Source organism: Bradyrhizobium nivariense, from assembly GCF_029846695.2.
Lineage (GTDB): Bacteria > Pseudomonadota > Alphaproteobacteria > Rhizobiales > Xanthobacteraceae > Bradyrhizobium.
Window position 1 is genome coordinate 26334 of record NZ_JARWCR020000020.1, and the last position, 21300, is coordinate 47633.

The following is a 21300-nucleotide window of genomic DNA, read 5'->3' on the forward strand; positions in this document are numbered from 1 at the left end:
TGCTGCCGGCAGTCGGCCCCGTCGTCGGAGCAACCGATGTCACGGTGGGAGCGGCGAGATAGGTGAACTTGTCGCTCGCAGAGGTGGCCGAAGTGCCGCCAGCAGTCGTCACCGTGACGTCCACGGTCCCCGCAGCTCCGGGCGGCGAGGTCACGGTGAGGGAGGTGGCGGAAGTGACGTTGACGCCGGTCCCGGCTGCGCCGCCGAAATTGACCGTGGTGGCGCCGACGACGAATCCGGTGCCGCCAATCGTCACTGTTGTGCTGCCGGCAGTCGGCCCCGTCGTCGGAGCAACCGATGTCACGGTGGGAGCGGCGAGATAGGTGAACTTGTCGCTCGCAGAGGTGGCCGAAGTGCCGCCAGCAGTCGTCACCGTGACGTCCACGGTCCCCGCAGCTCCGGGCGGCGAGGTTACGGTGATGGAGGTGGCGGAATTGACCGTGACGCCGGTCCCGGCTGCGCCGCCGAAATTGACCGTGGTGGCGCCGACGACGAATCCGGTGCCGCCAATCGTCACTGTTGTGCTGCCGCCAGTCGGCCCCGCTGTCGGAGCAACCGATGTCACGGTGGGAGCGGCGACGTAAGTGTAATGATCGGCGGCCGATGTCGCAGATGTCACGCCATTGGTGGTCACGGTGACATCGACGGTGCCGACGGAGCCGGCCGGCGCGACCGCGGTAATCTGTGTATTGGAATTGACGACGTAGCTCGTTGCGTTGTTGGCGCCGAACTTCACGCCAGCGGCGCCGGTCGTCCCGGTGAAATTGGCACCGGTGATGACGACGCTGGTGCCACCCGCCGTCGGACCCGACGTGGGTGAAATCGATGTCACCGAAGGCGAAGGCAGGTTGACCGTGATCGTGAACGAGGTGTCGGTGCTATGAACTCCGGAGGTACAGGGAACGGTCTGCGAGCACGAGCTGGTGTACCAAAGTGTGATCGTGTCGGTGCCGCCTCCTGACAGCGAGTTGATCTGGATATCGTATTCGTCCGTGTGAAAATTGTTGGACCCGTTGTTGACGGGAACCAGGGTGTAGGTGGCCTTGGCTGACGTGTAGCTCAGGTTCGTTAAACTCAAACCGCCGGCGGTCATCGGATAGTTTTGGAAGGTATCGATGTTCGGATTGCTGCCGTTCGAGGAGCCGAACAGGCCCCATCGCACCGTGTCGTTGCTCACGCAGAGACCAACCGCGTTCCCCGCGCCGGTCCCGGTCATCGTGATCGTGGCGGCAGTTCCCGAGCCGCTCGAGAAATTGCAGGCTGCCTGTGCGACCGTCGAACCCAATACGAGGGCCGCAACCACGCATATTAGCTGCAAGGCACTACGCGTAACCGCGCGGATCCCCTTCGAACGCCAGCCAAGACTCATCGCGGCAAAATACGCCACCAGTCCTCCCTGCAACGGACGCTCTGCGGAGCGCCCTTGCCGCCAATCCCCGTCTCAAATGCTGCATAAAGTGTTGTTGCGTAATGGTTGTTATTTTGCAGTACCACCACTTAGGCCACGGGCTTATCATGCGGCAAGCTGCAAGGCGGATGAAACCTGCCGTTGCGCCACCATCACGCGTGTTTTCATCTGGTTCGTTGCATACGTGCAACAATCGTGGGTTTTGGCGGAGCTCCGACGCGAGCACACGGAGAAACCCCGGAATTCAACCCAACCGTGAGAGACAGATTGATAGCTCGTGCTGCGCTTGACTCGGGCAATGTAATGTCTGACAATCTTTGCGGGCGCACGAAAACGAATTCATCCTATGATTTCATGACTCGCCGCGGTGGATATTCAACGCATCACCACGCGATGAGCCGCGTGTCCTTGGGGAGGGGCCATGCCGTACCAGCCTATTCTGGGGCAGATCATGCCCTTTGCTGGCGTCAACGTGCCGAGAGGCTGGGCGCTTTGTAACGGCGCGCTGCTCGCGATCCAGACCAATTCGGCGTTGTTCTCACTGCTTGGCACCTACTATGGCGGCGACGGGATGAGGACATTCGCGCTTCCCGATCTTCGCGGGCGCGCCGTTCTCGGTTCGAGCGGCCAGGGCGGGCAATATCCTGTCGGCGTGACCGGCGGATCGGTGTCGGTCAACATGACGGGACTTCAGCTCCCACAGCACAATCATCTCGTTCAGGCGACGGATGCCAACGGACAGGGACGTGGCGCTGCTCCCACCAACAACATCTTCGCAACGACCACGGCGCCGGCGGACAGATATATTTTCCTGGCAGCCAATATTACCGAGACGCCGTTGGCTGCGGGTACAAATCTGGCGAACGAGGGTAACGGCCAGCCGCACAACAATCTTCAGCCCTACCTGGTCATCAACTATCTGATCGCGACGCAGGGCGTGTATCCATCGCGAAACTAAGCGCTCTGCGAGGAATTTCTCGCGAACGAAATACGACGCCTCGAAATTTCAGGCATTTGCGCACCCGGCTCGTCCGCAGCGTGCGAGACAGAAGGATCCAACGCGATGGCAGATCCGTTTATTGGCGAGCTCCGGCTGTTCGGTTTTCCGCGGGTGCCCAACGGCTGGTTGGCGTGCAACGGCCAATCTTTGCCGATCTCGTCATACGACACGCTTTATGCCGTGATTGGCACAGCCTATGGCGGAGACGGAGCGCAGACCTTCAACCTGCCTGATCTTCGCGGTCGTGTTCCGATCGGGCAAGGCGCTGGCCCCACGCTTCCGAATTTCGCACTTGGCCAGATCGCGGGCGAAGAAGCACATACGCTGACCGAGGCGGAAATGCCGACGCATAGTCATGCGCTGCTGTCCTCGACCACGACAGCCACGACGGCAACGCCAGGACCGACCGTGCATCTGGCGACTGCTTCATCCGGCACACTTTACGCGCCGATCGCGAACGCTGCTCCATATGAGATCATGGCGGCTTGCGTGACCACGGCAGGCAACAGCCTCGGGCACGACAACATGATGCCGACCGTCGTCGCCAACTACTGCATCTGCTATTCGGGCATCTTCCCCGCGACAGGTTAGTCCGTCCGCACCCGCCCTTCAGTCTCAAGGAGAGACATCATGTCAGATCCCTTTATCGGGGAAATCCAGGCGTTTCCATTCCCCTGGGCGACCGGCGGCTTCAACAACATGTGGTTGCCTTGCCTCGGGCAGCTGGTCTCCGTCCAGGCTTTCACCCCGCTGTTCGCGCTGATCGGCACGGCTTACGGCGGAAACGGCACGACCAATTTCGCGCTGCCGAATTTGAACGGCTCGGTCACGATCAGCCAGGGGCAAGGACCCGGGTTGACGCAGCGCGTCGTCGGCGAGGCGCTCGGCAGTGCCGCTGTGAGCTTGAGCAGCGACCAGATGGCAACACATACCCACACCCTGCAACTGGGCAGCAGAACGGCGCAGAATGCGGTGGCTGGACCCGGAACGAGTTCGAACATGGTGGCGATTGATCCTGGCTTCAACGGCTTCGTGCCTCCGCCGGCCACTCTCAACTTGACGTTCAGCACCGTCACGATGACCGGACAAGGACTTCCGCACGACAACATGCAACCGACCCTGGCCATCGTGTGGTGCATCGCCTACTCCGGCATCTTTCCGTCTTTCAGTTGAGCAAATGGCGACAGGGCAGGGCTCAGCGCTTCGCATCCTTCCCGACGACGCAAGCCTGCAGCTTCGACCGGCGTCGCCAGCCGACCAGGCTTTCCTCCGCCATCTCGTCGGCCGGATACGCGGGGACGCATTCGGCGCTGCGGGCTTGACCAACCCCATGCTCGATCGCGTGCTCGACCAGCAGTTTCGCGCCCAGAGCACCGGTTATTCCACGCAGTATCCCGATGCCGTTTCACTCATCATTGTCAGAGGGAACAAGGCGATCGGACGGCTACTGCTGCATTGCGCGAGTCAGCGTTGGCATGTGATCGACATCGGCTTGCTGCCGTCCGATCGCGGTCAGGGGATCGGGACCAAGGTCATCAACGCCGTCGAAGCGGCTGCGCGAGAACAGTCCGCAATGTTGCTCACGTTGATAGTCCTCGCGAGCAACACGGCGGCGCGGCGTCTCTATATCCGGCTCGGCTTTGTCGAGGACGGCGAAAGCAGTCCTGCGCATATCGAAATGCGGAAGCACTTTACGTGCTAGCGTTGCGTATGCTCGCGCAGAAACTTCACCAGCGCCTCATTCACCTCCTCGGGCCGCTCCTGCTGGACCCAATGGCCGGCGCCCTCGATGATCAGCTTTCGCGTCAGGTTGGGCAGCACGCGCTCGAGCTCGTTGATGCGCTTGGCCCCGATCAGGCCGGTGATGACGGCGTCTTTCGAGCCGGCAATGAAGAGCGAGGGCTGGTGGATCTGGGCATCCTGCCAGGGCGCCGTCAGCTCCCAATTGCGGTCGAGATTGCGATACCAGTTCAGCCCGCCGCGAAAGCCGGACTTGCGGAAGGTCTCGGTGAAATAGGCAAGATCAGCCTCGCTGAGCCAGTCGGGCAGCGGCTCCTCGGCGGTCGCATGGCCGAGAAAGCCCTTGCCCTCCTGCACGAACATGGCCCCGGAGGGATCGGCCAGGCCGCGCCCGCCGAGCACGATGCGCATGGTGCGCGCGACGTCATGCTCGAGCTCGGCTTCGGCAACGCCGGGCGCCTGGAAATACTGCCAATAGAAATTGGTGACGCCGCCCTGGCGCAGAAGGTCGAGCGGCTTGCCGCGGCCGCGGAACGGCGGCGGCACGCTCAGGCCGGCGACCGCCGTGAAGACGTCCGGCCGAAACAGCGCCGCGTGCCACGCCACCGGTGCTCCCCAGTCGTGGCCGACCACCATGGCTTTGCTCTCGCCGAGCGCCTGCACGAGGCCGACGACGTCGCCGACCGTGTCGAAGATCGAATAGGCCGTCGCGTCGGGCGGCGCTGAGCTTTGGCCATAGCCGCGCATGTCGGGGGCGACGACGCGAAACCCGGCTTCGGCCAGCGCCGGGATCTGGTGGCGCCAGGAGTACGAGAGTTCCGGCCAGCCATGGCACAGCACCACCAGCGGACCCTGACCGGCTTCTCGGATGAACAGGTCGATCCCGTTGGCCTTGATCACACGGGTGGAGGACATCGCTTTTCCGCCTTGTTTCAGGGGTTTGGTCAGGAATTATAAGGTGCCACGATAGGGGCGCGACGAGAATCGTGCAATCTCCGGACAAGCGGCCAGCCCCGTGTTGTTCGCACCGGTTCCAACTGTTAGAACGCCGCTCTCAGGGCTTGGCCATGGCATTTCGTCTTTCTTCGTCTCGTCGCACCCGGTTCACCGCCGGAGCGCTGGCGCGCGGGCTGATCGCTGCGGTTCTGATCGCGGGCATTGGCTGGGGCGGGGCGCTCTACGCCGCCAACCAGAGCGTTCAGGGCGCCAAGAAAACGGAAGATTCCGGCTTCGACGGCGATGCCCCGACCGCGATCCTGATCGAAGCCTCCAGCGGCAGCGTGCTGTTCGAGAAGAACGCCGACGAGCTGCGCGCGCCCTCCAGCATGATGAAGCTGATGACGGCGGAGGTCGTCTTCAACGCCATCAAGAAGGGCGACGTCAAGCCGACCGACGAATACCGGATCAGCGAGAATGCCTGGCGCAAAGGCGGGGCGCCCTCGGGCGGCTCGACCATGTTCGCCGCCATCAACAGCAAGGTCTCTGTCGACGACCTCCTGCACGGCGCGATCATCCAGAGCGGCAACGACGCCTGCATCGCGCTGGCCGAAGGCATCGCCGGCAATGAACGCATCTTCGCCGCCGATTTCATGACCAAGCGCGCCCGCGAGCTTGGCCTGACGAAGTCGACCTTCGGCAATTCCAACGGCTTGCCCGACCCCGGCAACAAGATGACGGTGCGCGAGCTCGGCATCCTTGCCCGGCACATCATTCTCGACTTCCCCGAATTCTACAAACTGTTCGGCGAGAAAGAGTACACTTGGAACAAGATCCGCCAGCCCAACCGCAATCCGTTGCTCAATTCGATGGAAGGCGCCGACGGTCTGAAGACCGGCTACACCAAGGAAGGTGGTTACGGCATGGTCGGTTCGGCGGTGCAGAACGGCACGCGGCTGATCGTCGTCGTCAACGGGCTTGAAGACCCCGAGGACCGCGCCACGGAAGCCAAGAAGATGCTGGAATGGGGCTTTCGCAATTTCGAGACCCGTACGCTGATGGCGGCCGACCAGCCGGTAGGCTACGCCAAGGTGTTCGGCGGCGAGAGCCGCTCGGTGAAACTGGTCGCCAAGACGCCCGTGAAGGTGATGGTGCACAAGAACGGCAGCGACAAGCTGATCGCGCGCGTCGTCTATAGTGGTCCGGTGCGCGCGCCGGTCGAGGCCGGCCATAAGGTCGGCGTGGTCAGGGTCTGGCGCAGCGGCAACATCGCGGTGGAGACGCCGGTCTATGCCGCTGACGCGATCGGTACCGGCTCGACCATGCGGCGTGCAATCGACGGCGCCAGCGAGCTCGTGATCGGCATGTTCCGCGCGGGCGCCGAGAAGCTCTGATCATGAGTGAAAGCGCGGTAAAGTGGCCGTCCGGACGCGGACGCTTCGTCACCTTCGAAGGCGGCGAGGGGACGGGCAAGTCGACCCAGATCAAGAAGCTCGCCGACCGTCTCAAGGCGGCAAGGATGCGCATCCTCGTCACGCGCGAGCCGGGCGGCTCGCCGGGCGCCGAGATCATGCGCCATCTGGTGCTGTCAGGCATGGGTAAGCTTTTGGGACCTGAGGCCGAGACGCTGCTGTTCGCGGCCGCCCGCGACGACCATGTCCGCACCGTGATCCAGCCCGCGCTCAACCAGGGCACCTGGGTGCTGTGCGACCGCTTCGCCGACTCGACGCGGGCCTATCAGGGCAGCGTCGGCCGCGTGCCGGCGGCGCTGATCAACGCGATGCAGCGGGTCACGATCGGCGATCTCAAGCCGGACCTCACCCTTATCCTCGACCTGCCGGTCGAGATCGGCCTGCAGCGCGCGGCCGCACGCCGCGGCAGCGGCACGCCAGACAGGTTCGAGGCCGAGAAGCTCGGTTTCCATCAGGGTCTGCGCGAGGCCTATCGCAAGATCGCGGCCGACGATCCCGCGCGCTGCGTGCTGATCGACGCCAATTCCGACCCCGATACGGTTGCCGGACGCGTCTGGACCGCGTTGCGCGATCGCCTCCTTCCGACGCCGGCATCGGTGGTGTCCATATGAGCCCGCGTCAGACCGAGCGCGAACCCGCCATTCCGCATCCGCGCGAGACGAGCCTTCTGTTCGGCCATCGCGAGGCCGAGACCGCGCTGCTTGCCGCCTATCGCAGCGGGCGCATCCCGCATGCCTGGCTGATCGGCGGACCGCAAGGCATTGGCAAGGCGACGCTGGCCTATCGGATGGCGCGCTTCGTGCTCGCCCACGGCCAGCCGCTGGCGCCCGCCGTGCAGCGCGCCGAGAGCCTCGCGATCGATCCTGAGAACGCCGTGGCGCGGCAGGTTGCGGCCAGCTCGCATGGCGGCCTGTTGACGCTGGAGCGCACCGCGAACGATCGCGGCGTGATGCGCACCGTGATCACCGTGGACGAGACGCGCGAGACGATCGGATTCTTCGGATCGACCGCAGCGGCCGAAGGCTGGCGCGTCTGCATCGTCGACACCGTCGACGAGCTCAATCCGAATGCCGCCAACGCGCTGCTGAAAATTCTCGAGGAACCACCGCAGCAATCGCTGTTCCTCTTGGTGAGCCACGCGCCGGCGCGCGTGCTCGCCACAATTCAGTCGCGCTGCCGCAAGCTGCGTCTGCGCGCGCTCGCAGCCGACGATGTGATTGGTGCGGCCGCTGCAACCGCAGACATCGATCCGAACGATCCGGCGTTGCGCGAGGCGGCGGAGGCCTCCGAGGGCAGCGTCGCGCGGGCGCTGACGCTGCTCGGCGGTGATGCCCTGAAGCTCCAGCAGCGCACGGCCGCGCTGCTGGCGCGACTGCCGCAGGTCGATCCGCGCGAATTGCACACGCTCGGCGAATCGCTCGGCACCAGCGACCGCGTTGCGCTTGCCGCTTTCATCGACGGCATCGATCGCTGGATCGCGGAACGCCTGCATGCCGACGAGGCCAATGCCAACCAGAACCTGCCGCGCCTTGCGCGCCTAGCTGAGGTATGGGAAAAGATCGTCCGCGCCGCACGCGACACCGAAACCTACAATCTGGAGCGAAAGCCCTTGGTTTTCTCGGTGTTCGGCTGGCTGGCGGACGCAACGCGCTAGGCGCAGGTTCGTTTCCAAATTTCGAGAAGCCGGTAAAAGGAATTCGTCGTGGCAACGCGAGCTAAGAAGACCGCTAAAGGCAAGAGCAGCAAGACGAAGGCTGCCACGAAGCCCGTAAAGAAATCCGCGAAGAAGGCTGTGAAGGCGCTCGCGCGCAAAGCTGCCAAGAAGGTCAAGAAAGCCACGAAGACCAAAAAGACTGTCGCCAAGAAGCGCGTGAAGAAGAGCGCGGCGAAGTCCGCAAAGAAGGCTGCGAAGAAGCAGGTCGTTGCCAAGAAGGTCTCGAAAAAGAAGGTCTCGAAAAAGAAGGCCGCCAGCAATTCCGCCAAGCAGCAGGTCAAGGCTCCTGCGAAGAAGGTGACCAAGAAGGCGAGGGTGGGTGCGCCTGCCATGACCGCCGCGCCGGCTCCTGTCGCCACGCCGGCTGTGAAGCCCAAAGTATCGAAGCCCAAGGTGCCGCGCGCACCGAAGCCCGTTGCAGCGCCGCAGGCCATCACGCCCGTGGCTGCCCCCGCGCGCGACGACGTCTTCTACATCACGACCGCGATCGCCTATCCCAACGGCCATCCGCATATCGGACACGCCTATGAGGCGATCGCGACCGATACGTTGGCCCGCTTCGCGCGGCTCGACGGCAAGGATGTGTTCTTCTTGACCGGCACCGACGAGCACGGTCTGAAGATGATCCAGACCGCGCAGAACGAGGGCCTGACCCCGTCCGCGCTTGCGGCCCGCAATGCCACCCGTTTCAAGGAAATGGACGAGCGTCTGAACGTGTCGTTCGACCGCTTCATCCGCACCACAGAGGAGCAGCATCATCGCTCCAGCCAGGAGATCTGGCGCCGCATGGAGGCGAACGGCGACATCTATGCCGACACCTATGCCGGCTGGTATTCGGTCCGCGACGAAGCCTACTACGCCGAGGACGAGACGCGCCTGAACGATGACGGTGTGCGGCTCGGGCCGCAGGGCACGCCGGTCGAATGGGTCGAGGAGAAGAGCTACTTCTTCCGCCTGTCCGCCTATCAGGACAAGCTGCTCAAGCTCTACGCGGATCGTCCCGATTTCATCGGGCCTGACTCCCGCAAGAACGAGGTGGTGAGCTTCGTCAAGGGCGGCCTGCGCGATCTCTCGATCTCGCGCACCACCTTCGATTGGGGCGTCAAGGTGCCCGGTGACGAAGAGCACGTGATGTATGTCTGGGTCGATGCGCTCACCAATTACATCACCGGCGTCGGCTTCCCCGACGAGAGCGACAAGAATTGGCGCTACTGGCCGGCCGACGTGCACATCATCGGCAAGGACATCATCCGCTTCCATGCGGTGTACTGGCCCGCGTTCCTGATGTCGGCCGGCATTCCCGTGCAGAAGCGGGTCTATGCGCATGGCTTCCTGTTCAACAGGGGCGAGAAGATGTCGAAGTCGGTCGGCAACGTGGTCGACCCCTTCAACCTCGCCGACCAGTACGGCGTCGACCAGATGCGCTATTTCTTCCTGCGCGAGGTGCCGTTCGGACAGGACGGCAACTACAATCACGAGGCCATCGTGGCGCGCATCAATGCCGATCTCGCCAACGATCTCGGCAACCTCGCGCAGCGCTCGCTGTCGATGATCGCCAAGCAACTCGGCGGCCTGCTCCCGGAGCCCGGCGAATTCAGCGACCACGACAAGGCGATTTTGGCGATGGCCGACGGCATGATCGCCGCGTCACGCGAAGCGATGGCGAGCCAGCAGATCCATCACTGGCTCAACGCCGTGTGGGCCGTGGTGGCGGAGGCCAACCGCTATTTCGCGGGCGAGGCGCCGTGGGCGCTGGCCAAGACCGATCCCGTCAGGCAGAAGACGGTGCTCTACGTCACCGCCGAAGTCGTGCGCCAGATCGCGATCCTGGCCCAGCCTGTGATGCCGACGGCCTCGGGATTGCTGCTCGACAGCCTCGGTATCCCCGAAGGGGAACGCAACTTCGCCGCGCTCGGCGGTGCAACGCGCATCGCGCCCGGTACGACGCTGCCGGCGCCGACGCCGGCGTTCCCGCGTTACATCGAGCCGGCAGCCTAGGGCGTTCGTTTGATGTTGGTCGACAGCCACTGTCATCTGGATTTTCCAGACTTTGCGGAAGATCTCGACGGGATCGTGTCGCGCGCGCGAGCGGCCGGTATCGGCCGCATGGTCACGATCTCGACGCGAGTGCGAAAGCTGAACCAGCTTCTGACCATCGCCGAGCGCTATGACGACGTCTATTGCTCGGTCGGCACCCATCCGCACAACGCGGATGAGGAAGACGGCATCGCGCCGGACGAGCTGATCGCGCTGACGCAGCATCCCAAGGTCGTCGCGCTCGGCGAAGCCGGGCTCGACTATTTCTACGATAACGGCTCGCCGGAGGCGCAGGCGAGGGGCTTTCGTGCCCACATCGCCGCCGCTCGCGCCACCGGGCTGCCGCTGGTGATCCACACCCGCGAGGCGGACGAGGATTGCGGCCGCATCCTGGAGGAGGAGGCTGCGAAGGGATCGTTTCGCGCCGTATTGCATTGTTACACCGGCGGGCGCGAACTGGCGTTGAAGGCAGTGTCGCTCGGGCTCTATATCGGCTTCACGGGCATCCTGACCTTCAAGAAGTCCGAAGCCTTGCGCGCGCTTGCGGCCGAACTGCCGTCTGACCGTATTCTGGTTGAAACAGACTCACCTTATCTTGCGCCCGGCAAGTTCCGGGGCAAGCGCAACGAGCCGGCCTATGTGGTCGAGGTCGCAAAAGTGCTCGCCGAAACACGCGGCGTGTCGTTTGACGAGATCTCGCGCCAGACAAGCGAAAACTTCTTTCGCCTGTTCTCCAGGGTGAAAGCTTAGAACTGGGAGCCGCATGACGCTGACGTTGACGATCCTGGGCTGCGGCTCCTCCGCCGGCGTGCCGCGCCCGGCACTCGGCTGGGGCGCCTGCGATCCCAACAATCCCAAGAACCGCCGCCGCCGCTGTTCGCTGCTGGTCGAGCAGGCCTCGGGCGACGGCACCACGCGCATCTTGATCGACACCTCGCCGGACCTGCGCGAGCAATTGCTCTCGACCAATGTCGACCACATCGATGCAGTGTTCCTGACCCACGAGCACGCCGACCAGACTCACGGCATGGACGATCTGCGTTCGGTCGTGATGCACATGCGCCGGCGGATTCCGACCTATCTCAATCAGACGACTGCGAACGACATCATGTCGCGGTTCTCCTATTGCTTCGTCTCGCCGGTGGGCAGCGACTATCCGCCGATCCTGACGGGGCATTCGATCGAGGCCGGTGAAAGCCAGACCATCCTGGGGAAGGGCGGCGCGGTGACGATGACCGCTTTCCTGGTGCAGCATGGCAACATTCCCGCGCTCGGCTATCGCATCGGCGATGCCGCCTATACGCCCGACCTCAACGACATCCCGCGCGAGAGCTGGAGCGCACTGGAAAATCTGGACCTCTGGATCGTCGATGGCCTGCGCTACACCAGCCATGTCAGCCATTTCAGCATCAACGATGCGTTGTCCTGGATCGACCGCTTCAAGCCGAAGCGCGCCGTCATCACCAACATGACTGCCGACGTCGATTACGAGGTGATCCGGCAGTCGCTGCCGGCGGGGGTGGTGCCGGCCTATGACGGGCTGCGGCTGGAGACGCGCTGAACCTGCGGTGGAAATTCCGGCACGAGCCGGCATACTCCTTGCTTACGTGGGCCCCATCATGTTGATCTAACGTCTGAAAGACAGGCGCTGGGCAGGGCGATATTCATGCAGGACTGGCACGCGATGTGCCGTCTTCGGGACCGTTTGCGCCGGGACCGTTTGAATCGCCGCGTGTGAAGATTGGGGATCGCGTTGGCAGGGGACGATGTAACGAACCGGGGACTGGTGCGACGCGCTCTGGATCTCCTTTATCTCGGTGCGGGCTACGCCGCCGGCGTCTTCATGGTTGCGATCTTCGCAATCATGATGATCATGTCGGTCGGGCGCCAGTTTGCGATCAACATTCCCGCCGGCGATGATTTCGCCTCCTGGTGCATGGCCGCGATGGCTTTCCTCGGCCTCGCACACACCTTCAAGCGTGGAGAGATGATCCGCGTCGGCCTGCTGCTGGAGCGTCTGCACGGTCGGACCAAGCAGGTGGCGGAGATCGTGGCGCTTGGCATTGCCACTGCCTTCGTTCTCTATTTCACCCGGCATGCCGTGCAGATGACCTATGATTCCTGGCGCTTCAACGACGTGGCGCAGGGCGTCGTCGCGCTGCCGCTCTGGATTCCGCAGCTCGGCTTTGCCGGCGGTCTCGTGATCCTGTCGATCGCGCTCATCGATGAAATGGTCAGTGTCGTCGGCGGCAACCGGCCGAGCTACGAGAAGGGCTCGCCGGACGAGACCCCGGACGAATTCATCGAGCGCATCTCGCAGGGCGGCGGAGGTTGACGATGGCCAATCTCGGCATGATCGAGCTGTCGTTCGTCCTGCTCGGCGTCATGATCCTGCTGTTGGGAAGCGGCGTCTGGATCGCGGTCTCGCTCGGCCTCGTCGGATTCGTGGCGATGGCACTGACGACGAGTCTGCCGCTCGGCGCGGTGCTCGCTACCACGACATGGAGCGCCAGCTCGTCGTGGACACTGGCCGCGCTGCCGCTGTTCATCTGGATGGGCGAGATCCTCTTCCGCACCAAATTGTCGGAAGAAATGTTCCGGGGCCTGTCGCCCTGGGTTCAGTGGCTGCCCGGGCGCCTCACTCATGTCAACGTGATCGGCTGCGGCATCTTCGCGGCGGTGTCGGGCTCGTCGGCGGCGACCTGTGCGACCATTGGCAAGATCGCGCTGCCCGAGCTCGACAAGCGTGGCTACGACAAGGGCTTGAGTCTCGGCTCGCTCGCGGGCTCCGGCACGCTCGGACTCCTGATCCCGCCGTCGATCCCGATGGTGGTCTATGCGGTCACGGCGAATGTCTCGGTGCTTCAGGTCTTCCTGGGCGGTTTTCTGCCGGGGGTGCTCGTGATGGTGCTTTATTCCGGCTACATCATCATCTGGTCGCTGCTGAACCCGAAGAAGATTCCGCCGCGTGATCCCCCGATGTCGTTTCGCCAGAAGCTGCGCGAGTCGGCGAGGCTTGCGCCCTGCCTGTTGCTGATCCTGGCGGTCTTCCTCTCGCTGGTGCTCGGCTTTGCGACGGCGACGGAGTGCGCCGCGTGGGGCGTCACGGGCGCGCTGCTGCTGGCGTGGTGGAGCGGCACGCTCACGCGCAAGAACTTCCTCGAGAGCATCATGAGCGCGACGCGCCTGACCTGCATGATCATGCTGATCCTGGCGGGCGCGGCCTACACCACGGCTGCGATGGCCTATACGGGCATTCCGGCGGCACTCGCCACCTGGGTTCAGGGCCAACAGCTCACGCCGGGCATGCTCGCGCTGTATCTGAGCATCATGTACATCATCCTCGGCTGCCTGATCGACGGCATCTCGATGATCGTTCTCACCGCCGTGATCGTGCTGCCAATGGTCAAGCAGGCCGGTCTCGACCTGGTCTGGTTCGGCGTCTACCTCATCATCCACGTCGAGATGGCGCAGATCACGCCACCGGTCGGCTTCAATCTGTTCGTGCTCCAGAACATGAGCGGGCGCGACACTTTCACCGTTGCGCGGGCGGCATTCCCGTTCTTTATCCTCCTGCTGGTCGCCGTGTTCATCATCACGGAGTATCCGCAGATCGTTCTGTTTCTGCCCAAGCTCGCTTTCCCCGATTGACCGCGCCTGGCTTTCAAATTGACCGTGAGGAGAAGTCCGATGAAGTCTCGTTTAGCCCGTGCAGGCCTGATAGCCGGCGTCATGCTGGCCGCAACACCCGCTTTGGCTCAAACCAAATGGAATCTGCCGGCAGCGTATCCCGCCGACAATCCGCATTCGGAAAATCTGGTCGCGTTCGCCAAGGACGTCGAAGCCGCCACGTCCGGAAAGCTCCAGATCACGGTTCATCCCGGCGCCTCGCTGTTCAAGGCGCCCGATATCAAGCGCGCGGTGATGACCGGGCAGGCGCAGATGGGCGAAGTATTGCTGTCGATCCACGAGAACGAGGATCCGGTGTTCGGGATCGACGTGGTGCCGTTTCTCGCGACCAGCTTCCCGGAGGCGATGAAATTGTATCAGGCGTCGAAGCCGTTGATTGCCAAAAAGCTCGATGCGCAGGGCCTCAAGCTGCTGTTCGTCGTGCCGTGGGCGCCGCAGGGCGTCTATGTCGGCAAGCCGCTTGCGACGATCGAAGACATGAAGGGCCTGAAATGGCGGGCCTATAACGTTGGAACCGCGCGCATTGGCGAGCTGGTCGGTGCGCAGTCCGTCACCATCCAGGCCGCCGAGCTGCCGCAGGCACTTGCGACCGGCGTCGTGAACTCCTTCATGTCGTCGGGCGGCACGGGCTACGATGCGAAGGCATGGGAGTCGCTGAAGTACTTCTATGACGTGCAGGCCTGGATCCCGAAGGACTACACCTTCGTCAACAAGGCCGCGTTCGACGCGCTCGACAAGCCGACCCAGGAGGCCATCCTCAAGGCCGCCGCGACCGCGGAAACGCGCGGCTGGAAGGCCTGGGAGGACAAGAGCACCTGGTACATCGACCAGCTCAAGGCCAAGGGCATGGCTGTCGAGCCGCCGACCCCCGCACTCAAGGCCGGCTTCCAGAAGATCGGCGAACAGCTCACCTCCGACTGGCTCAAGAAAGCTGGGCCCGACGGCCAGGCGCTGATTGACGCCTATAAGAAGATGTAGCGACGCAGAGGCATTTCGCTCGATCTCGCGGCAGGGTCACCAGGCGTAACGCAGGATGGCCTTGCCGGTGTAGGAGCGCACCAGGCTCGACACTTCGCTGTCGACATTCGCCGAGGCAGACCAGCCCCTCAGGTCCCGCAGCTCGAGCGCCACGCCTGTCAGCGCCGCGTTCGGCGCCAATGCCGTGCCGCCGATGATGAAGCCCTGACGAGGGAGGGACTGGAACGCCGCTGGGATCGACTGCCCCGCGCTAAAATCATGGCGTCGCTCCACATTTGGATATTAGCCCTTGCGAACCAATCGCCAGCGGCCTGGTGTGGCCCCCGTTGCGGTTGAGAATACTCTGGTAAAATGGCTCTGATCCGCGAAGCCGCATTTGATGGCAATCTCCGTGAGCGACAGCGGCGAGCCTAGCAGCAGTGCCTTGCTTTGCTCGATCCGCTGATTCATCAACCATCGGTGCGGCGGTGTTCCTGTGCTGACTCGGAAAGCGCGGGCAAAGTGGGCGGCTGACAGGCACATTCGCTGGCGATCCGTACCAACGGGATCTCGCCATCGAGATTCGCGCGAATGAGTGCCTTCGCCGTCCGAAGTTGCCATGGCGCCAATCCGCTGCGGTAAGAGCGATCGCGAGGTCGGCCAACGGCATATTTCTTGAGGAAATGAGTATTCAGCGCCATCGCAACGTGGCCCACGAACAGCTCGTTGGCCTCATGCGGTCTTTCGAGCAACGGCAGAAGGCAACCGCCGAGATGAGCCATGACTGGATCGAGGAAGTTCGCGCCCGCGGCAACATCATATTCAACGCGACCGATATCAAGCTGGTTCGCCAGCTCATTTAGCGTGCCATGGGGCAGATACAGGTAAAGAAAGTCAAAGGGATCGCGGAAGTGAACGATCGTTTCACATCGCAGATCGTATATGCTCGTCTCGTCCTTCAAGGCGCCCTTGGGCGCGTATCGGCCATCCAGCCATGTCTCGGCTCTCTGATGCCGCAGCCGAAGGCAAAGTGCGAAGGCCTCGTCGGGAGGCGACGGCAGCGTCGGATCGCCGACCGGTCCGGAATATGCCATCCGCACCGCGGCGAACGTTCCCTTTTGTAGTGACTTGACGATGCCCGAGCTCGGGTCGCGGATCATTGGAAATAGCTTCGCAAGCCGATCGCCGTAGAGGCCATCATCGGTCATGATGTGCTCCCAATGCACGGCCGAACACGATCGACCCGGTCTGCGCTCCGTTTTGATGCCCTTGCCTGATTTCCTGGCAGGCTCGTTTCGATCAATCGTGGCTCAGGACGTTCAAGCGTCTCGGGTCCCGCGCCCCTAGATTGCGGCAACACTTCAACTTTCACGTTGGTTGCCTCCGGAGCATTGATGCATTTCAGAACGATCAAACCGCACGCCATGTCGGTGTCGGCGCAGACCAATCTGTCCTTCCTGGAGGATCTTGTTCGCGCTGCTCGCTCCCGGTTCGCCGCGCTGCTGGACGGACTTGCTGAATTGCAAGCCAGGCCGTTGCCGAAGCCTCCGGTCGAACGGAGATTCCACGACATCGATCCGGGCAACCGCGCACACGGTCTAGCGGGCGCGACCGACGATCTGATCGCGATCGTCACCGTGATGGATCGGATGGCCGGCGAGCTCCTGCTGGAATCCAAGCAACTGTGGGCGTCTGTCGGATTTGTCTCCGGTAACGTCCACAAGATCGCCTTTGGACGATGGCGATTGCTCGGTAGCCGGAAGCGGAACGATCTGTTCGCCGTCGCGGTCGACGAGAGGCTCAGGCGGACGCCGCGCCTGGTGATCTCGCTGCTGGAGGTTGCCGCCATATTGGAGGGAGCGGTTGCAGATCTGCGACCAGCCAAGACCGGCGAGGGGGCTGGCAACGGGTAGCGACATCGCCACCGATCACTGCGACGTCGTCTCGGGTTTGCATGCGCGTTCGACCGAACGCGCATGCTCAGAGTGTTGCGGGAGCGCCGCCCAAGTGGCGGTCGACCCGCAACTCCGAATGTCATTCGCCCGCTCCGACGATGACGGAAAGCGACCTTTGCTCTTTCGAGAGGGCTCGATAGATCAATCCGCCGACGCTCGCCCCGATGAGCCATCCCCAGTCGCCGACATTGAAGATCAGTCCATAGGCACCGAACAGGGACAATCCGATGGACAGCGTACCGGAGAGGGTGAGCGCGATCAGCGCCCTGTGATTCCAGCCCCCTTCGTAGTTGAACGCGCCGCTCGGCGACATCGTGTAGAGGTCTTCGACCTTCACGATCTGCTTTTTCACGAGATAGTAGTCGGCGATCATGATGCCGAACATCGGTCCGAGCGTTGAGCCGAAGACGCTGACGAACAGCGTGATGGCCGAGGGGCTCGCGACGAACAGCCAGGGGCAGACCAGCACCGACAGGATGGACGTGATAAGGCCGCCCATCCTGAAATTGATGCGCTCCGGATTGAGGTTGGAGATGTCATAGGCGGGCGAGACGAAGTTGGCGACGATGTTGATGCCCATGGTGGCGACGATGAACGTAATCGAGCCGACGATGACCACAATCGGATTGCCGATTTTCTCGACGATCAAGACCGGATCCATGATCGCTTCCCCGAAAACCTTCAGCGTACCGGCCGTCACGATCACAGTGATGATCGAAAACACCAGGAAATTGACCGGCAGGCCGAGCAGATTTCCCTTCCTCATGGCATCCTCGTCCTTGGCGAACCGGGCGAAGTCGCCGAAGTTGAGCAAGAGAGCCGAGAAATAGGCGACGATCAGCATCGCGGCATTGGCCATCACTCCAACCGTTGCCGTGTTCGAGGCCGCGGGAGGACTGAGCTGAAGCGACAGGCTCGAAAGACCGCTCTGCCACAGCATCCAGATCGCAAGGGCGAACATGATGACGTAAACCACCGGCCCGCAGAAATCGATGAAGCGGCGGATGCGCTCCATACCGCTCAGGAAGATGATCAGCTGGAACAGCCACATGAAGAGAAAGCTGAACCATGCGAGGGTCGACAGGCCAACGATGCTGTTATGTGTGAGATCGGCCGCCGAGGGAACCAGGGTGACGATGAGAATCTGAACCGCCTTCGAGGCGAAGTAGGTCTGCACGCCATACCAGACGATGCCGACGACGCCCCGCACCGTGGCGGCAAGATTGGCCCCCATCACCCCGAACGACACGCGCGCCATGACCGGGAAGGGAATGCCGTAGCGTTGGGATGGACGACCGATGAGGTTCATCAGGAAATAGACCGCCGTGATGCCAACCGTCATCGAGATGAGGACTTGCCATCCGGTCAAGCCGAGAAAAAAGAGGCTTGCGGCGAACGTATAGCCGCCGACCGAGTGGACGTCAGACATCCACATCGCGAACAGGCTGAATACACCCCAGGTTCGTCCCTCAGGCGCAGTTGGAGCAAGGTCGTGATTGTAAAGCTTTGGATGGGCCCCCGTGATGATCAGTGTGGGAACGTCGCCGCTCTTGGATGACATGTCCTCTACCTCGAATTTGCTGGCGCAGGAGCAACTGCCCTCGTTGGGAATCCGCAAATCCCCGCTGTTGATGCCCGCACTTTGCGGACGATCGGATCGAAGCAAGCGACATGCCATTTTTATAACGATCGATAAAACTATTTTACGATCGATAAAAGATTTTTACAAACACGAATTTTTCAACTTGCGCCGGTTATTGGCGCAAACGCCTCGCTGCAGCCGGAGGTCGTGTCGCGGTTCTCGCCAGGATGTCCCGCGCATGAGCGAAATGGCGGCGGTAGGGGAAACAGGTGCGCTCGCGAAAAACGAGCGGCCGAACAATGGGCTAGGCGCCGGGCCCGGCATGGCCCGAAAGGCCAAGTCCGCCGAGAACGAGCTGGATGATCGTCGCCTTGGCCGCGGCGTAGTCAGCCTCTTCAAGCTGTCTCTTGCCCTTCATGATGATCATCTGGCTGGAATAATCCGCATAGGCCTGGGTCATCGCCCAGATGCAGAAGAAAAGATCGACAGCGCTGATCTGGCGAATCGCTCCGCTCGCCGCCCATTGGTCGAGCGTCTTGACCTTGTCGAGCAGCAACGGGGTCGAGACTTTTTCGATAAAGCTGCCGATGAATTGCGCGCCGCTGATGATTTCGTTGGCATAGATGCGCGACAGATGCGGGTGATCTCGCGAGAAATCGATCTTCCTGCTGATGTAGCGCACGAGGATAGTCTCGACATCGGACGTCATGTCGAGACTATCCATGTCTCGTGCCCACATGTTCATCGCGCGTTCCAGCACCGCGCGATACAGATCCTCCTTGTCCTCGAAATAGTAGTAGATGTGGGGTTTCGCGATCGAGGCCTTTTTAGCGATCAGTGCCGTCGTCGCTCCGCGAAAGCCGAAATGCCCAAAGACGAACTCCGCCGCATCGAGGATTTTTCCTTCGATGTCCGGGCCCGGCGCCGCCTTGCGGCCGCCTTTTGGCGCGCGCCGGATGCGAAAAAGTTTCAGCTTGTCGGCGGACGTGGCTGCCATAGAGCCTCAATGGGGAGTTTTGCCTTCACGCGGGAAGGCTGAGCGGGATGGTTCGCCGGATTGCTGCGATTCCGGGCGGAAATTGCCTTGCCTGTCCAGCTTTATCAAGCAACTAGGCCGGGCAGGGACTCCTCAATGCGTAGGCAGGTCCATGGAATCAACTCAGGTCGAGATCGCCTTCGCCGATCCCACCTCGTTGCGCAGCAGGAATTTCTGGATCTTTCCCGTCGACGTTTTCGGGATCGGCCCGAACACGACGGACTTCGGCGTCTTGAAGCCGCTCATATGCAAGCGGCAGAAGGCGATGATATCGGCTTCGCTCGCGCTCGCGCCGTCCTTCAGTTCGACGAAGGCGCAGGGCACTTCGCCCCATTTCGGATCGGGCTTTGCGACCACGGCGGCGAACAGCACGGCGGGGTGCTTGTAGAGGATGTCCTCGACCTCGACGGAGGAAATGTTCTCGCCGCCGGAGATGATGATGTCCTTGGAGCGATCCTTGATGATGACGTAGCCGTGCGCGTCGAGCACGCCGAGGTCGCCGGTGTGAAACCAGCCGCCTTCGAAGGCTTCCTTGGTCGCCTTGTCGTTCTTGAGATAGCCCTTCATCACGATGTTGCCGCGGAACATGACCTCGCCGATGGTCTCGCCGTCGCGCGGCACTTGCCTCATGGTTTGCGGATCGATGACGGTGACGCCTTCCTCGAGCGGGTAGGGCACGCCCTGCCGCCGCTTCAGGCTGGCGCGCTCGGCTGCGGGCAGATCATCCCAGCCGGGCTGCTCGGCGCAGACGGAGGCGGGGCCGTAGACCTCGGTCAGGCCGTAGACATGCGTCAGCTTGATCCCGATGCTCTCGGCGCCTTCGAGCACCGCAACGGGCGGCGCGGCACCGGCGATCAAGCCGACGACGCGGCGCGCGGCGGCGCCCTTCGGTGCATCGGGCGCGTTGATCAGCGTGTTGTAGACGATCGGCGCGCCGCACATGTGGGTGACGCCGTGCTGCTTGATCAGCTCGAAGATCCTGGTCGGCTCGACCTTGCGCAGGCAGACATTGATGCCGGCGGCGGCCGCAATGGTCCAGGGAAAACACCATCCGTTGCAGTGGAACATCGGCAGCGTCCAGAGATAGACCGGATGCTGGCCGAGATTGCCCGCGAGGATGTTGCTGACGGCGTTCAGATAGGCGCCGCGGTGATGGGTGACGACGCCCTTGGGATTGCCCGTGGTGCCCGAGGTGTAGCTCAGCGCGATCGCGTCCCATTCATCGCCCGGCAGGATCGCCGCGAAATTCGGATCGCCTTGCGCGACGGCGGCCTCATACTCGATCTCGCCGATGCGCTTGCCGCCGTTGAATGCGGCATCGTCGACGTCGATCACGAACGGCTTCGGTCCGGTCATCTGCGCGAGCGCATCGGTGATCACGCTAGAGAATTCCGGATCGACCAGGATGATCCTGGCGCCGCCATGGTCGAGCTGGAACGCGATAGAGGGCGCATCGAGCCGGATGTTGAGCGCGTTGAGCACGGCACCCGTCATGGGAACGGCGAAATGCGCCTCGTTCATTGCCGGAATGTTCGGCAGCATCGCCGCCACGGTGTCGCCGGCGCCGATGCCCTTGTTCGCAAGCCAGGACGCAAAGCGCTTGCAGCGCTCATGCGTCTCGCGCCAGGTGAAGCTGCGCCCCTCGTAGACCGTGCTGACGTGATCGGGATAGACGGCGGCGCTGCGCGCGAGGAAGCTCAACGGGCTCAGCGGCACGTAGTTGGCGGGCGTCTTGTCGAGGCCGGTATTGTACTGGTTCTGCCGCTTGCTCAT

Annotated in this window: 22 protein-coding genes; 14 read left to right on the forward strand and 8 right to left on the reverse strand. The window is 62.7% G+C overall.

The features are described 5' to 3' along the window. The coding region (locus tag QCM77_RS18380) for a beta strand repeat-containing protein (protein ID WP_511337204.1) at window positions 1–1303 on the reverse strand (1303 nt) is incomplete at its 3' end. 526 nt (window positions 1304–1829) lie between these two features. Between QCM77_RS18380 and QCM77_RS18385 the strand changes: the two genes are divergently transcribed. The 4 genes from QCM77_RS18385 to QCM77_RS18400 all read left to right on the forward strand — a co-directional run bounded on the left by QCM77_RS18385 (window position 1830) and on the right by QCM77_RS18400 (window position 4110). After that, window positions 1830–2366 carry a phage tail protein gene (locus tag QCM77_RS18385; protein WP_279664475.1) on the forward strand — a complete coding sequence of 179 codons (537 nt, stop codon included), beginning with the start codon at window positions 1830–1832 and terminating at the stop codon, window positions 2364–2366. A gap of 105 nt (window positions 2367–2471) precedes the next feature. Further along, window positions 2472–2999 (forward strand): phage tail protein, encoded by a 528-nt coding sequence (locus QCM77_RS18390; protein ID WP_279664476.1) that lies wholly within the window; start codon window positions 2472–2474, stop codon window positions 2997–2999. A 39-nt stretch (window positions 3000–3038) separates the two neighbouring features. After that, window positions 3039–3581, forward strand: coding sequence for a phage tail protein (locus QCM77_RS18395; protein ID WP_279664478.1), 543 nt, complete (start codon window positions 3039–3041; stop codon window positions 3579–3581). Window positions 3582–3585: 4 nt separating this feature from the next. Continuing rightward, window positions 3586–4110, forward strand: a complete 525-nt coding sequence (locus QCM77_RS18400; RefSeq protein WP_279664480.1) for a GNAT family N-acetyltransferase — start codon at window positions 3586–3588, stop codon at window positions 4108–4110. Here QCM77_RS18400 and QCM77_RS18405 read toward each other — a convergent pair. Further along, the gene (locus tag QCM77_RS18405) at window positions 4107–5063 is read right to left on the reverse strand and encodes an alpha/beta fold hydrolase (protein WP_279664482.1); all 957 of its coding nucleotides are present in this window, start codon (window positions 5061–5063) and stop codon (window positions 4107–4109) included. The two genes, QCM77_RS18400 and QCM77_RS18405, sit on opposite strands and share 4 nt — an antisense overlap. 152 nt (window positions 5064–5215) lie before the next feature. Here QCM77_RS18405 and QCM77_RS18410 point away from each other — a divergent pair, with 152 nt between their 5' ends. The 9 genes from QCM77_RS18410 to QCM77_RS18450 all read left to right on the forward strand — a co-directional run bounded on the left by QCM77_RS18410 (window position 5216) and on the right by QCM77_RS18450 (window position 14975). Next, window positions 5216–6478, forward strand: coding sequence for a D-alanyl-D-alanine carboxypeptidase family protein (locus tag QCM77_RS18410; RefSeq protein ID WP_279684475.1), 1263 nt, complete (start codon window positions 5216–5218; stop codon window positions 6476–6478). Between the two features lie 2 nt (window positions 6479–6480). After that, window positions 6481–7167: a dTMP kinase gene (gene tmk / locus QCM77_RS18415; protein ID WP_279664484.1), complete on the forward strand. Its 687-nt coding sequence runs from the start codon at window positions 6481–6483 to the stop codon at window positions 7165–7167. Then, a complete protein-coding gene (locus QCM77_RS18420; RefSeq protein WP_279664485.1) occupies window positions 7164–8210 on the forward strand; it encodes a DNA polymerase III subunit delta' in 1047 nt (348 codons plus the stop codon). The genes tmk and QCM77_RS18420 overlap by 4 nt, the downstream gene beginning before the upstream one ends. A 48-nt stretch (window positions 8211–8258) precedes the next feature. Beyond that, the gene (metG, locus tag QCM77_RS18425; protein WP_279664486.1) at window positions 8259–10268 is read left to right on the forward strand and encodes a methionine--tRNA ligase; all 2010 of its coding nucleotides are present in this window, start codon (window positions 8259–8261) and stop codon (window positions 10266–10268) included. A 12-nt stretch (window positions 10269–10280) separates the two neighbouring features. Continuing rightward, window positions 10281–11057 (forward strand): TatD family hydrolase, encoded by a 777-nt coding sequence (locus QCM77_RS18430; RefSeq protein WP_279664488.1) that lies wholly within the window; start codon window positions 10281–10283, stop codon window positions 11055–11057. Window positions 11058–11070: 13 nt separating this feature from the next. Continuing rightward, window positions 11071–11868, forward strand: coding sequence for an MBL fold metallo-hydrolase (locus QCM77_RS18435; protein WP_279664489.1), 798 nt, complete (start codon window positions 11071–11073; stop codon window positions 11866–11868). Window positions 11869–12048: 180 nt separating this feature from the next. Beyond that, window positions 12049–12642, forward strand: coding sequence for a TRAP transporter small permease (locus QCM77_RS18440; RefSeq protein ID WP_279664490.1), 594 nt, complete (start codon window positions 12049–12051; stop codon window positions 12640–12642). Window positions 12643–12644: 2 nt separating this feature from the next. After that, the gene (locus tag QCM77_RS18445; RefSeq protein ID WP_279684476.1) at window positions 12645–13958 is read left to right on the forward strand and encodes a TRAP transporter large permease; all 1314 of its coding nucleotides are present in this window, start codon (window positions 12645–12647) and stop codon (window positions 13956–13958) included. A 39-nt stretch (window positions 13959–13997) separates the two neighbouring features. After that, the gene (locus tag QCM77_RS18450; protein WP_279684477.1) at window positions 13998–14975 is read left to right on the forward strand and encodes a TRAP transporter substrate-binding protein; all 978 of its coding nucleotides are present in this window, start codon (window positions 13998–14000) and stop codon (window positions 14973–14975) included. Between the two features lie 36 nt (window positions 14976–15011). On the opposite strand, the gene QCM77_RS18455 is transcribed toward QCM77_RS18450, so the two are convergent. Genes QCM77_RS18455 through QCM77_RS18465 form a run of 3 tightly spaced genes read right to left on the reverse strand, consistent with a single transcriptional unit; the run spans window position 15012 to window position 16162 of the window. Further along, the gene (locus tag QCM77_RS18455; RefSeq protein WP_279684479.1) at window positions 15012–15248 is read right to left on the reverse strand and encodes a hypothetical protein; all 237 of its coding nucleotides are present in this window, start codon (window positions 15246–15248) and stop codon (window positions 15012–15014) included. 9 nt (window positions 15249–15257) lie between these two features. Continuing rightward, window positions 15258–15497 (reverse strand): helix-turn-helix transcriptional regulator, encoded by a 240-nt coding sequence (locus QCM77_RS18460; RefSeq protein WP_462804335.1) that lies wholly within the window; start codon window positions 15495–15497, stop codon window positions 15258–15260. Beyond that, complete coding sequence (locus QCM77_RS18465; protein ID WP_279684481.1) at window positions 15425–16162, reverse strand: hypothetical protein; 738 nt, start codon at window positions 16160–16162, stop codon at window positions 15425–15427. The genes QCM77_RS18460 and QCM77_RS18465 overlap by 73 nt, the downstream gene beginning before the upstream one ends. Window positions 16163–16348: 186 nt before the next feature. Here QCM77_RS18465 and QCM77_RS18470 point away from each other — a divergent pair, with 186 nt between their 5' ends. Next, window positions 16349–16867, forward strand: a complete 519-nt coding sequence (locus tag QCM77_RS18470; RefSeq protein WP_279684483.1) for a hypothetical protein — start codon at window positions 16349–16351, stop codon at window positions 16865–16867. 121 nt (window positions 16868–16988) lie between these two features. Here the strand turns inward: QCM77_RS18470 and QCM77_RS18475 are convergent, their stop codons facing one another. The 3 genes from QCM77_RS18475 to QCM77_RS18485 form a co-directional block, all read right to left on the reverse strand. After that, window positions 16989–18470: an NCS1 family nucleobase:cation symporter-1 gene (locus tag QCM77_RS18475; RefSeq protein WP_279684484.1), complete on the reverse strand. Its 1482-nt coding sequence runs from the start codon at window positions 18468–18470 to the stop codon at window positions 16989–16991. 325 nt (window positions 18471–18795) lie between these two features. Continuing rightward, entirely contained in the window at window positions 18796–19488 is a 693-nt protein-coding gene (locus QCM77_RS18480) for a TetR/AcrR family transcriptional regulator (RefSeq protein WP_279684485.1), read from the reverse strand. A 162-nt stretch (window positions 19489–19650) separates the two neighbouring features. Continuing rightward, window positions 19651–21300, reverse strand: a complete 1650-nt coding sequence (locus QCM77_RS18485) for an acyl-CoA synthetase (RefSeq protein ID WP_279684486.1) — start codon at window positions 21298–21300, stop codon at window positions 19651–19653.